Annotated in this window: 9 protein-coding genes and 2 pseudogenes; 7 read left to right on the forward strand and 4 right to left on the reverse strand. The window is 54.2% G+C overall.

Translation table 11 applies throughout. The annotated features are described in order from the left end of the window. Positions 1 to 38: 38 nt before the first annotated feature. Positions 39 to 1377: pseudogene (locus HWQ14_RS16800) on the reverse strand (TolC family outer membrane protein). A gap of 735 nt (positions 1378 to 2112) precedes the next feature. Here HWQ14_RS16800 and HWQ14_RS16805 point away from each other — a divergent pair. Both HWQ14_RS16805 and HWQ14_RS16810 read left to right on the forward strand, forming a co-directional pair. Continuing rightward, a complete protein-coding gene (locus HWQ14_RS16805; protein WP_176610377.1) occupies positions 2113 to 2856 on the forward strand; it encodes a DeoR/GlpR family DNA-binding transcription regulator in 744 nt (247 codons plus the stop codon). A gap of 13 nt (positions 2857 to 2869) precedes the next feature. Continuing rightward, entirely contained in the window at positions 2870 to 3937 is a 1068-nt protein-coding gene (locus HWQ14_RS16810) for an oxidoreductase (RefSeq protein WP_176610378.1), read from the forward strand. Positions 3938 to 3975: 38 nt separating this feature from the next. Here the strand turns inward: HWQ14_RS16810 and cybB are convergent, their stop codons facing one another. After that, a complete protein-coding gene (cybB, locus tag HWQ14_RS16815) occupies positions 3976 to 4506 on the reverse strand; it encodes a cytochrome b561 (RefSeq protein WP_176610379.1) in 531 nt (176 codons plus the stop codon). 394 nt (positions 4507 to 4900) lie between these two features. Here cybB and HWQ14_RS16820 point away from each other — a divergent pair, with 394 nt between their 5' ends. The 3 genes from HWQ14_RS16820 (at position 4901) to HWQ14_RS16830 (ending at position 7405) form a co-directional block, all read left to right on the forward strand. Continuing rightward, positions 4901 to 5563, forward strand: a complete 663-nt coding sequence (locus tag HWQ14_RS16820; protein WP_176610380.1) for a DUF1120 domain-containing protein — start codon at positions 4901 to 4903, stop codon at positions 5561 to 5563. 258 nt (positions 5564 to 5821) lie between these two features. After that, a complete protein-coding gene (locus HWQ14_RS16825; RefSeq protein ID WP_176610381.1) occupies positions 5822 to 6484 on the forward strand; it encodes a DUF1120 domain-containing protein in 663 nt (220 codons plus the stop codon). A gap of 258 nt (positions 6485 to 6742) precedes the next feature. Beyond that, on the forward strand, positions 6743 to 7405 hold the full coding sequence (locus tag HWQ14_RS16830) for a DUF1120 domain-containing protein (RefSeq protein WP_176610382.1): 663 nt from the start codon (positions 6743 to 6745) through the stop codon (positions 7403 to 7405). 53 nt (positions 7406 to 7458) lie between these two features. Here the strand turns inward: HWQ14_RS16830 and aldA are convergent, their stop codons facing one another. Continuing rightward, positions 7459 to 8898 carry an aldehyde dehydrogenase gene (aldA, locus tag HWQ14_RS16835; protein ID WP_176610383.1) on the reverse strand — a complete coding sequence of 480 codons (1440 nt, stop codon included), beginning with the start codon at positions 8896 to 8898 and terminating at the stop codon, positions 7459 to 7461. A 199-nt stretch (positions 8899 to 9097) separates the two neighbouring features. Beyond that, on the reverse strand, positions 9098 to 9892 hold the full coding sequence (locus HWQ14_RS16840) for a YdcF family protein (protein WP_176610384.1): 795 nt from the start codon (positions 9890 to 9892) through the stop codon (positions 9098 to 9100). Between the two features lie 387 nt (positions 9893 to 10279). Between HWQ14_RS16840 and HWQ14_RS16845 the strand changes: the two genes are divergently transcribed. Continuing rightward, complete coding sequence (locus tag HWQ14_RS16845; protein ID WP_413815233.1) at positions 10280 to 11602, forward strand: MFS transporter; 1323 nt, start codon at positions 10280 to 10282, stop codon at positions 11600 to 11602. Between the two features lie 154 nt (positions 11603 to 11756). Beyond that, positions 11757 to 13411: pseudogene (locus HWQ14_RS16850) on the forward strand (MFS transporter). Positions 13412 to 13420 lie beyond the last annotated feature (9 nt).

Genomic DNA, 13420 nt, shown 5'->3' on the forward strand with positions numbered 1-13420 from the left:
TTATCAGACCTAATTTGCGCAGGAAGGCGCGTTTTTTATTAACTCAAATCGGGTAATTTTGCGGCAGCGTTCTTCTCTATTCCAATAAGCGGCATCAGGTTATCAACGGCTGCGGCGTAATTAATTGCCGCGCTCCAGCCGTCATATTCAGCGATTATTTTGGCGGAGGTGGCCTGCCACACGTCCTGCTCCACGCTGAGCAAATCGTTAATGCTGCGCTTGCTCAGGGTATATTCATTTTTATAGACATCCCGGGCGCGCAGCGCATTTTCCAGCTGCCGTTTTCCGGCCTCCATTCGCCCCCGGGCGCCGGTCCAGTCGGCCTGCGCAACGGAGGCTTTTTGCAGCACATCGAAGCGGGCCTGATCGACCTGCGACGATGCCATTGCCCGTGCCCCTTCAGCCTGGCGCACGCGTGCCGAGACCGCGCCGCCCTGATAAAGCGGTGCGTCAATGTTGAGCTGGATCTGGTCGTCCCAGTAGGCGCGATTATCGGACTCATACCGGGTTCGGCCCCCCCTTCAGGCTCAGGGTTGGCCAGTGCTGCGACTTCGCGGTTTCAACGCCGTACTGGGCTGAACGCTCCATGTTCTGCGCGGCCATCACCGCCGGAATCAGTGAATAATCAATGCGATTGAGCGCGCCGGGCTCCACCGCCAGGCTTCCCGGCACCGGAGAATAGCGTTCAGCCTCAATGCCGGTTAACACCGCCAGCCTCGCGCGGGCGCTGTTCAGGGACGCGTTGTACTGCTCTACCGTCGCCTGCATCCCGGCAATGCGCGTGCGGGTCTGAAGCTCGTCAGAGGTGGAGCTTACGCCTGCGTCGGCGCGCAGCTTCGCCAGCTGTTCCACGGTTTTGAGCGCCTGCACGTTCTCTTTTGCCGCCTGCAGCAGATCGCTGTAGCGTTTGACCTCCACATAGCTGAGGGCCGTTTTTTCCGCCACCTCAGAGAGCGTGCCCATCAGCTGGTAGCGATAGCCGTCACGCTGCGCTGAAGACCGGCTGATGCTGTTGTTGGTCTTGCCAAAATCGTACACCAGCTGCGTCAGGCTCAGCCCCCAGGCGGCGGAATTGCGCAGCGAGCCGCTTGAATCGGTAGTCTGGCTATGGCCCGTGCTTCCGTTCAGGGATATTTGTGGCATCCAGCCGCTGCGCGCTTCGTCTATTTGTGCCTGACCAATTCCCAGCTGCGCAGCCTGCTGGCTAACCGACGGATCGCGATCGAGCGCGAAAAGAATACTTTCCTTCAGCGTGGTTGCCGCAACGGGAGCAATACCTCCCTGAGCGCTATTTGCATTTGCCGCCGTCGCGGTCAGCGATATTACGACCAGGGAGAGGGATAATCTGAGTAACCTGTTATTGCGCATCATCGTCATAATATCTCCCCCGAATCCAGGTGGTGGCTAAATAATTACCCAAGAAGAGGTACAGATAATTCGACAAATATCTTCTCGCTCCTTCTCGAAAATTTTTAGGTAATAGAGGCCCGCACCCATTTCAAATTGAGATGAGAGCCGTTCTGCGTCTTATTACAATTAAGAATTTACTTAATTATTTATTGATTCGCAGCATAACAAAATGTGATATGAGCAACCACACCCGCAATGTTAACGCGGTGTTACAAGTAAGAAAAAAGATGGGGTTTCTGGACAAATGGCTATAAGACGCCTTTCAGATGAAACATATAAACATGCTGTAATTTAAGGAAAATTCCTAAAGTGTCGCCTGTACATTTTTGGGTTAATTTCATGCCGGTTCAGACACAAAGATTTTCAAAGAAGTGTCAGTTTAGGTAATGAGGAGGATATATTTAGATTATTTAACCACAAATACATGATTGGCTAGATAATTAGCCTACAAATCCATTTGCAATCAAATCAATACTCCATATTTACCGCCCACCCTGGTTACTTAAACCAAATTTTCAGATAAAACATGTCGATAACAACAAGCGTAAGGGTTAAAAACATGTTTTTTAAGGCTTATTAATGCATTATCAATAATAACGCCATTGAACTGCTTTGCTTAACATCTGCCTCTCGCCCATTCCTTTTCCGCCAAGATGCTGTATTATGCGATTTATTGCGACATTTTGCAGGATTCGCCGCGCTATGCATAAAACCGCCCGTCAAAAATACGTGCTTGATCTCCTTAGTGAACGAGGCCAGGCAAGCATTACCGAGCTTGCCGAAAAGTTGCAGGTTTCTGCCGACACCATCCGCCGCGACCTGACTGACCTGGAAAACCAGGGGCTGGCGCAAAAAAATCACGGCGGCGCCATCGCGCTGAATCTCTCAACGATGACCCGCCAGAGCAGAAATACCCTGCTGCCTGAAACCAAGCAGCGGCTCGGTAAACGCGTCGCGGAAAGCGTACCGGCGGGTTCAACGCTTTTTCTGGATGCGGGAAGCACGGTGCTGGCCGTTGCTTCTTTTCTTAAGGGACCGTTGACCGTCATTACCACCTCGCTGGATATCGCCCATCACGTCAGCGACCGGGAGGATATCGAGCTGATCCTCCTCGGCGGCAGGTGGGACAGGAAGCAGCGCCTGTTCGCCGGCAGCGCCACCCTCTCCCTGCTCTCGCGCTATCGGGCAGATATTGCCATTCTTGGCGCATGCGCCATTGATGCGGAGCTGGGCCTGAGCGCCAGCCAGGAAGCGGATGCGGAGGTGAAGCGCGCCATGCTGGCCGCAAGCCAGAGGCACTGGATCGTCGCGGACCATCTGAAGCTCAACCAGTGCGAACCGTATCTGGTGTCAGGGTTATCCAACATACATCAGCTGTTTTTAGATCGTCCCTGGGCCGAGCTTGGGGACCATAGCGCAGTGCAGGTCACCGTTTGCGCGCATTAACGTGGAGAAGGTCATGAGTAAAGTGAAGACAGTAAATATTGCGCTGATCGGCTATGGGTTTGTCGGTAAAACCTTTCACGCCCCGCTGATCCAGTCCGTCGACGGGCTTAAGCTGGCGGTGGTTTCTTCCCGCGATGAGGAGAAGGTAAAACGCGATCTTCCGGACGTGCAGGTGGTGGCCACGCCAGAAGAGGCTATTCAGCATCCTGATGTCGATCTGGTGGTGATTGCCTCCCCTAACGCCACCCACGCCCCGCTGGCGACGCTTGCCCTGAACGCCGGTAAACACGTGGTCGTGGATAAGCCTTTCACCCTCGACATGCAGGAAGCGCGGGACCTGATAGCGCTTGCGGACGAAAAACGGCTGCTGCTCTCCGTTTTCCATAACCGCCGCTGGGACACCGACTTTCTCGGGATTAAGCAGGTTATTGAGCAAGGCAGCATCGGCAGGGTTAAACACTTTGAGTCACACATTGACCGCTTCCGCCCGGAGGTTCGCGTCCGCTGGAGAGAGCAAAACGTTCCCGGCAGCGGCCTGTGGTTCGATTTAGGCCCGCACATGATTGACCAGGCGCTGCAGCTGTTTGGTCTGCCGCTGTCCGTTCAGGGCAATATCGCCACCCTGCGCGACGGCGCGGAAATTAACGACTGGGCGCACGTGGTGCTCAATTACCCGGAACACAGGGTGGTGCTTCATTGCAGCATGCTGGTGGCCGGCGGCGTTTCGCGCTTTACCGTACACGGGGACAAAGCCAGCGTGGTGAAGGCGCGTATCGATCAGCAGGAAGCGCAGCTGCTGGCGGGCGTTATCCCGGGAAGCGAAAGCTGGGGCAAGGACAGCGACGATATGGTGCTGTTTAACGCTCAGGGTGAAGCCAGTACCCTGCGCACGCCCGACGGCGATCAGCGTCAGTACTACATTAACGTGCGCGATGCGCTGAGCGGTGAAATCGAAAATCCGGTGCGCCCGGTAGAGGCGCTGGCGGTGATGGCGGTGCTGGAAGCGGCGGTTAAATCTTCCGAAACCGGCTCAACGCAGGCGCTGGAATTAACCGCGCAGGAGATTGCGCAGCTTCAGTAAAGCGCAAAAAAATGCCCTGCGGTTGCAGGGCATTTCATTTACTGGCGCTTTTTCGGCATCATGCGCAGAAGCGTATTATCCTTCCAGAAATAGTGATGCAGCAGCGCGGCAAACGCGTGCAGGCCAATCACGAAATATCCCAGATTCGCCAGCGTGACGTGCCACGCCTTGAGCGTATCCACCAGGTCAAAATTTGACTCCGCCGCATGCGGCATCACCATGCCGAAGGCAAACCAGTCATTTCCCCGGCTGTACATCATCATAAGGCCAATCAACGGCAGCGCAATAAACAGCAGATAAATCACCAGATGCCCCAGGTGAGACAGTCCCGTGACCATTGCTTTTGGCTTCGGTTGAATCGGTGGCGCGGGGAACCTGAGGCGAACCAGCAGACGCGCCACCATCAGCACCAGGATACTGATGCCGCAGGAGACATGGATCATATTGATCGTCGGACGCGCGGTGCGCGGGAAGAACCCCCTGAACTCCATGGCGCAGTAGGCGACGATGACCAGCAGAAACACCAGCCAGTGAATGCCGATTTGCAGGCTTGTATATTTTGTGCGCATGTACTTTCCCGATTAAACACAGTTACCGCGCCAACATAATCTCCTTTCCTTAAAAATTCATTAACTTTTCTGTATGTTTACCCGGCCGCTCCCCTCGCATGGCGCCTCTTCGGCTGCCAGTTACATATGCATAGAAGGGTCATTGCCGTAACTAAGTGCGATCCTGTCCGTCCAACGCGACGCGCAGAAATGGCTTTTACGCTGTCATTAATTTTCTCGGGTAATATTATTCACTTAAGTTTTGTATTCACCGTTAATTATCATTAGAACTTCTAAAATCAGCTTTTAAATATAGTTGCTTTAATTTTATAAGCCATCCCAATAATATAATTGCAAGACATGCAATTACGCCTGTCACGTTAAACGCCCATCTTTATATTGTTAAGGAACAACAATGAAAAAAGTTATTTTAGCTTCATTAATCGCGCTGGCCAGCGCCTCAGCTTTCGCAGAACCAACCGCGGTATTAAAAGTACACGGCACCCTGACGAATGCTGCCTGTTCGCCTTCCATTGGCAATGGGGGGGTTATCGATTACGGTTTCATTCGTCTCGGTGATTTATCCGCAACGGAAAATAACAAAATTGGCATGAAGCAGGTTCCGGTAACCATTACCTGTACGGCGCCAACCAAAGTAGGCTTTACCATTCTTGATAACCGCGCCGACAGCAATGCGCAGCTTCCGCTGGATATTGGTGGTAACCAGAACCAGTCTGCTAAATATTATACCTACGGCGTGGGCACCACGACCGAAGGCGTTAAAATTGGTAACTACGGCATGTGGATGACGGATGTTACGGCGGATGGCAATACGGTAGATCCGGTGAGCAACAACCACGACTGGGAAGCGTCTAAGTGGCATAAAACCGGGATCCCGCGCAGCGATGCGTTTACGACCACCTCCTTTGCGGCAACCGGAACCGAGGCGCCGATTGCCATTACCACGGCTAACTTTAACTTTGTTACTAACCTGACGATCCGCGATACCGCAGCGCTGGCTATTACCGACGATACCCCTCTTGACGGTCAGGCGACGATGACGCTGGTGTACCTTTAACTACACATTGAACTATACTGGTTCAGCGCGTGGCTGAACCGGTACTTTCACCGTAATTATATTCACGCCACCAATTAAAAACGCTTCATTCATTTTCCGTATCCGCATAACTTTATTTTTTCTAAAAAGTAGATTAAATTTTAATAAATATACCAAAAAACGAATGATAAATATTATTCCCGCCGATGGGTAAGGACGCCATCGCGGCGTTCTCTTATCTGCTCCGCAAATATTACAATCACGCAAAGGAAATCAAGGATGAAAAAAGTCATTCTGGCAACAACCATCGCCCTTATTGCTTCATCAGCTTTCGCAGCAGACACTGCCATTATTAAAGTTACAGGCACGTTAACCAACGCGGCCTGCACGGCAGAACTGGGTAACGGCGGTGTTATTGATTACGGTTACATTCGCCTCGGCGAACTATCAGATACAGCCAATAATAAGCTTGGTGAAAAACAGATTCCTGTGAGCATCACCTGCACCACGCCAACCAAGGTCGGCTTCATCATGACCGATAACCGCGCCGACAGCAATGCGCAGGTCCCTGTTGATATTGCGAAAAATAAGGACGTGACTGCAAAATATTACACCTTCGGCGTAGGGTTGACGCCTGAGGGGATTAAGATTGGTAACTACGGCGTGTCGATTAGCGGCTCCACCGTAAACGGTCAAGCCGCGGATAATATTGGGCAAAACCAAGGCTGGGTTTCAACCAAGTGGGAAAAAGCCGGAATTTCTCGCAGCGATGGCATCCAGACCCTTACTTTTGCTGAAACAGGCACAACCGTTCCTATGGCCATCACGACGGCTAACTTTAACGTCGTCACCAGCCTGGCAATTCGTGATACCGCCACCCTGGCCATAACCGACGATACCGCGCTGGATGGTCAGACCACAATGACGCTGGTGTACCTCTAATCACAGACGTTGCCTATACCGGTTCAGCGAGTGCCTGAACCGGTACTTTTACCGTAGTTATATTCACACCACCAATTAAAAAGATTTCTTAAATTTCGGGATTCTCATAACTTAATTTTTTCTACAAAGTGGATTAAATTTTAATAAATATACCAAAAAACGAATAATAAATATTATTCCCGCCGATGGGTAAGGACGCCATCGCGGCGTTCTCTTATCTGCCCCGCATGTTTTAAAATCAAGCAAAGGAAATCAAGGATGAAAAAAGTCATTCTGGCCACAACCCTCGCCCTTATCACTTCATCAGCTTTCGCCGCAGACACTGCCATTATTAAAGTTGCAGGCACATTAACCAACGCGTCCTGCACGGCGGAACTGGGCAACGGCGGCGTTATTGATTACGGTTATATTCGCCTGGGTGAATTATCAGAAGGCGCGAATAACAAAATCGGTGAAAAAAAGATCCCGGTGACCATTAGCTGTACCGCGCCAACTAAAATGGGTTTCACTATCACCGACAATCGCGGCGACACTAATGCTCAACTGCCGGTTGATATCGCGGGTAATTTGAACCAGACGGCCAAATATTATACCTATGGCGTAGGTAAAACGGCTCAGGACGTGAAAATCGGTAATTACGGTATGTGGATTACGGGCGTAAGCGTAGACGGTAAGTCCGCGGACAGTATCGCGAATAACCACGACTGGCCTTCAACCAAATGGAATAAAAACGGCATTCCTCGCAGCGATGGGTATAATACCCTCGCGTTTGCCGAAACGGGCACAACTACCCCAATGGCGTTCACGACAGCGAACTTTAACTTCGTCACCAATCTGGTGATTCGGGATACCTCAACGCTGGCCATCACCGACGATACCGCACTGGATGGCCAAAACACCATGACGCTGGTTTATCTGTAAACAAATACGCGTTATTCATGCCGGGTCAGCGGGTTGCGCTGGCCCGGCTTTTTTTACGCCTGCAGGTAGACGACCTGTGTTTGCAGGTATTCATTCAGACCGTGCTTGCCGTCCGCCCCACCGATGCCGGACTTGCGCCAGCCCGCGTGGAATCCCTGCATCGCTTCAAAGTTCTCGCGGTTGATGTAGGTCTCGCCAAACTTCAGCCCCCTGATGGCCTTCATCGCCACGTTCAGATCCCGGGTATATATGGAAGACGTTAACCCATAGTCGCTGTCATTAGCCATGTTCAGCGCCTCCTCCAGCGTTTCAAATACCGCCACGGGCAGCACCGGACCGAAGGTTTCCTCGTGCATAATTGCCATCTCCTGGCGCACGTCGAGCAGCAGGGTTGGAGGATAAAAACATCCTCTTCCCTGCACAGCCTCACCGCCGAGAACGACTCTTGCTCCCTCCTGCACCGCGCGCGCCACCTTCTGCTCGACCCGCTCCAGCGCGGCGGCGTTAATCAGCGGCCCCATCGCAATATCGGTACGTTCAGCCGGATCGCCAAACTGCACGGCCTTCATCGCCTCCCCCAAGCGGTTGACAAAGCGGTCGTAAATTCCCTTCTGCACGTAAACGCGCTCTGCACAGTTACACACCTGCCCGGAGTTTATGACGCGCGAGTCTACAATGGCCTTAACGGCCAGCTCCAGATCTGCATCATCCATCACGATGGCCGGCGCTTTACCGCCGAGCTCAAGCCCCAATTTGGTGATGTTTTTCGCAGCCGCCGCCATGATTTTCTCACCCGCACCGACGCTTCCTGTCATGCTGACCAACGCCACTTTAGGATTGCCCGCCAGCTCCTGGCCGACGGTTTCGCCGCGGCCCAGCACAAGGTTAAACACGCCTTTCGGCAGGCCAATCTCATCGACGATTTTGGCGAACGCAATGGCGTTATTCGGGGTAAATTCGCTCGGCTTAATCACGATGGTGTTGCCGGTCAGCAGCGCGGGCGCAAGCTTGCGGGCAATCAGGAAGAACGGGAAGTTCCACGGCAGGATACCGGTGGTAACGCCCAGCGCGCGTTTAAAGACCAGGATGTTCTCGCCCGGGCGGTCGCTCTGGATGATTTCGCCTTCATAGCGACGCGCCCACTCGGCCATATAATCGATATAGTCAGCGGTAAAGTTAACTTCCACCGCCGCCAGCTGCTGGATTTTTCCACCTTCTGCCACAATCAGCGCCGTAATTTCATCCGCCCGTTCGCGGATCCCGGCGGAGATTTTACGCAGCCAGCCTGCCCGCTCAATGGCCGGCAGCGCCTCCCAGCCGGCCTGCGCGCGCTCAGCCGCGTCAATGGCTTTACGGGCATCTTCCGCGCCGCCGTCTGGAATGCGGGAAATGACCTCCTCGGTGGCGGGATTGATCACGTCAATCCAGGCGTCACCCTGCCAGGCAACAAACTGTCCATCGATATACATAGGATGTTGTACGGGTACTGTCATGACCTGCTCCTGTAATTACGCTGTTTTTAACAAGTAAATGCATTGTTAAAAACTATAATTACCGGCGCAGTTGCCTACCCTGGCTGGCTGTTTTTGTGAGGTATCTCATAAAAGAATCGGGTCAGCCGGTTAAGAAAAGTCACAAACCAGCAACATAAGGTGCCCGTTTGCGTAAAAGATGGCGCAAACGGGCAGAACGTTACAGCAGCGAGCGGCTGACCAGCGCGTCGGTGAGGATCGCGTCATTGCGCAAAATTTGCCACGCGTCCTCCACCTCTGCCGGGATGTCGACATGGTTAATAAAGTCGCGCCCCGCCGGGCCGTAGCCGTTAACGTCGTCCCGCAGGCGCGGAAGCTCTCCCAGCACCAGCGACAGATAGCGCTCGACCGGCCACAGCCCTTCGCCCGAGCCAACAAACGCCAGACCGTCGTCGCTGTTTTGCAGGACGGGCGTGAGGCCAGGGTGGCTTAACCACGCGGGCGAAACCGGTTCATCACGGAAAACGCGGGCAAAGGTGGCCATCGTGCGCCGCTGCATGGTCGGGTCCTGTACCACCAGTATCCGCGCGTCGTTAAGGCCGCGATGCCTGATAAGCTCCCGGCTAAAGCGGGCATTCTCGCCGCAGTTGGTAGACTGATCTTCAATAACAATGTTTTCAGCCGGAATGTTCCAGAACTCACGCGCGATATCGGCCAGGATGGCAGCTTCCGGGCGGCCGGTGGTGGGCAGCCGGTTATAGCGAGGATGTTTCGCAATCGCGGCGTACAGGAAAGTGGTTGAGTGCCCGATGCCGCCGCTGACTATCAGGGGAGCACGCTGTTCAGCCGCGATTTTACAGGCAGCATCAATCGCGGGGATCACCGCGTTACCCGCCAGAATCACCAGATCAACGGGCTGGCTGGCCTGATAGTCATCCTGCGCCAGCCACTTCCCGACGGTATTGACGGCGTTGAGCGTCGAGCCGGGCAGACAGGGAAAAAGTGCCAGTGTCATCGTTACCTCCTTACAGCATGAATAACCAGAGTACCGAATGCATCCTGGCTGAAAAGGAGATCACTCTGAAAGCCGAAACGCCCTACAGCCTGCATTTTTGTCATTATTTTGAAATAACCAGAAACATCCAAAAACATTCAGGTTGCACCTCTACCTTATGCTTTTAATTATCGACGACACCAACGATCGTGCCACGTTATTGCACTGCAGAAGCACCCGCCGCTGCTTGTTTCACCGTGATCTGACCAGTATGAACCCGATCCCGCTTGCCAAAAGTAACATCCAACCCTAAGTTGCTTAACAATTTGACAACCTTTTACCCCTACAGGTTGCACCTGAAGCGCGCCGGGTGACACCTCTCTTATCATCTATGTGGCGGAGCGTTGAATGATGACACACCATGAGAGTACAGCTGCGGTTTTACGGAAAAATAAAAAGGTTTTAATCGCCAGTCTTACGGGAAGCTCTATTGAATGGTTTGACTATTTTCTCTACGGCACGGCAGCCGCGCTGGTCTTTAACAAGATTTTCTTTCCGATGGTCGACCCGGTTATTGGGCTGATCCTTTCATATCTCTCATTCTCGTTGACCTTCTTTATCCGCCCTGTCGGGGGTGTCCTTTTTGCCCACATCGGGGATCGTATCGGGCGTAAAAAAACGCTGGTGCTCACCCTTTCACTGATGGGAGGTGCAACCGTTACGATCGGTCTGCTGCCTACCTACGACACGATCGGCATGTGGGCGCCCGCCCTGCTCATCCTGATGCGCATTATCCAGGGAATGGGTATTGGTGGTGAATGGGGCGGCGCGCTGCTGCTGGCATACGAATATGCGCCGGAGAAACGCAAAGGCTTCTTCGGCAGTATTCCACAGGCGAGCGTAACCATTGGTATGCTGATGGCGACCTTTATCGTCTCGCTGATGACGCTGTTCAGCGAAGAAGATTTTCTCTCCTGGGGCTGGCGCATTCCCTTCCTGCTCAGCTCCGTGCTGGTCTTGTTAGGACTGTGGATCCGCAAAGATATCGACGAAACGCCAGATTTTCAGAAGGTGAAAAAATCCGGTCAGGTGGCAAAAACACCGCTGCGCGACACGGTAAAACAACACTGGCGGGAAGTGCTGATTGCCGCCGGTTTGAAGGTGGTGGAAACGGCCCCGTTTTATATTTTCTCCACCTTCGTCGTGAGCTATGCCACCACCACGCTCGCCTATCAGAAGTCGCAGGCGCTGGAAGCCGTGACGCTCGGCGCGCTGGTAGCGACCATTATGATCCCCCTGATGGGCCTGCTCTCCGATAAAATCGGACGCCAGCGCATGTACGCGGTCAGCGTTTTTGTGCTCGGCCTGTTTATCGTTCCATGGTTTATGCTGCTGAATACCGGCACCACCTTGGGCATCGTGCTCGCTACCGTTATCGCCTTCGGCGTGCTGTGGGCGCCGGTAACGGCAGTTCTCGGCACGCTCTGTTCGGAGATTTTCAGCGCTAACGTCCGCTACACCGGCATCACGCTGGGCTATCAGCTAGGTGCAGCCCTCGCGGGGGGAACCGCACCGCTGATTGCCACCGGCCTGCTGGCGAAATATGACGGCGACTGGGTGCCGGTGGCATGGTATCTGGGCGTGACGGTCGCGATTTCGCTGATCGCCATTTTCTTTGCCAGCCGCCTTAAGAGCACCCCTTCCATTCAGGCGCAGCCTGAAAAGCAATAAACGTTCGGCGGCTCCGTCTGAGGGCCGCTTTTCATTATCCCCGCCCGCAGAATTTGATAAATTCATCATAATCATATTCACTTGAATTATTATTTGCGTCAGCTTTAGAATCATTAGCCCGCTCACCATTCATTTTTCAAAGGTAAACCCCGCTATGCGCCTGCCCGAACGCGACCCTTATGCTCCTCGCGAGTGGCAGCCACATGAGAAACCCGCCCTGCTGGGTTCGCCTTCCACGCCGGAACACAGCACGCCCAAACGGATTGCCTATGGCGTCGTTGGCCTGCTGGTATGCCTGACCGGAGCCCTGGGCAATGCGCTGGTCACCGCCAACCTGCAAAATTTGCAGGGTACGTTTGGCGCCTGGTCTACGGAGATAGCCTGGCTGCCGGCAGTCTACGTGATGACCAACATCTCCATTAACCTGCTGCTGGTGAAGTTCCGCCAGCAGTACGGTCTGCGCGCCTTCACGGAAGGTTTTCTGGTGCTGTACGTGCTGGTGACGTTTTTCCACCTGTTCGTGAACGACCTTAGCTCCGCGCTTATGGTCCGCGCCGCGCACGGGATGGTGGCCGCCGCGCTGAGTCCGCTCGGCATTTATTACCAAATCCAGGCCTGGCCCGCGAAGCACCGGCTCAAGGCGCTGACCATCGGCATCACCGGCTCTTCTCTCGCGATCCCTCTGGCGCGCCTTTTTTCGACCGAGCTACTACAGCTGGACGAGTGGCGCGGGCTCTATTTCTTTGAACTGGGTCTGGCGCTGATCTCCCTGGCCTGCGTGATAGCCCTGAAGCTGCCCCCCGCGACCGCCGTAAGGTATTTGAGAAAAAAGATTTTATTACCTTCTTCTTAATGGCCCCCGGAATGGCCCTGCTCTGCGCGGTGCTCTCTTTGGGACGTCTCGACTGGTGGTTTGAAGCGCCGTGGATCGGCTGGGCGCTGGCGCTCTCGCTGGTGCTGATCGTCTCCGCCATCACGTTTGAGCATAACCGCAGTAACCCGCTGCTGAACACCCGCTGGCTGTCCAGCGGCAGCATCGTGCGCCTGGGGCTGATTATGCTGCTGATCCGCATCGTGCTGGCGGAACAGAACACCGGCGTCATCGGCTGGCTGCAGTACGTGGGCCTGCAGAACGAGCAGATGACGCATCTGGCGTGGGCTATCTTCGCCGGGATCGTCTGCGGTATCGTCACCAGTTGCCTGACGATTAAGCCCACCAGGCTGGCCTGGCCGATTATAACGTCCCTGGCGCTGATGATTGTCGCCTCGCTGCTGGACAGCCAGTCCAACAACCTGACCCGCCCGGACCAGCTGATCCTCAGCCAGTTCCTGCTGGGCTTCGGCAGCGCCTTCTTCCTCGCCCCGGCCATGCTGGCCGCCATCGGCGGCGTGATTGCCGATCCGCGTAACCTGGTCAGCTTCTCGGTAATGTTCGGCATGAGCCAGAACCTCGGAGGCCTGCTGGGTTCCGCTATTCTCGGCACCTTCCAGACCTGGCGCGAAAAGTACCACTCCAGCCTGCTGGCCGACCAGCTCACCACCCTCAATCCGCTGGTGAACGAACGTATTCAGCTTTACACCCAGATGTACAAAAGCCTGATTGGTGACAGCGCTCTGCTGGGCACCCAGGCCATCACCCAGCTTCAGACGGTGACCGCCCTTGAGGCAAATATTCTGGCTTACAACGATACTTATCTACTGACGGCGAGCATTGCTACTGCCACGCTGGTCTGGATTTTATGGCGCTTGCTGCGCCTGCGCATCACCGCCCGTATGGCCCTTAAGCACGCCACTGGCAATAAGCAATGATTATTTTTC

The sequence above is a fragment of the Enterobacter cloacae genome, from assembly GCF_013375935.1.
GTDB lineage: Bacteria > Pseudomonadota > Gammaproteobacteria > Enterobacterales > Enterobacteriaceae > Enterobacter > Enterobacter pasteurii.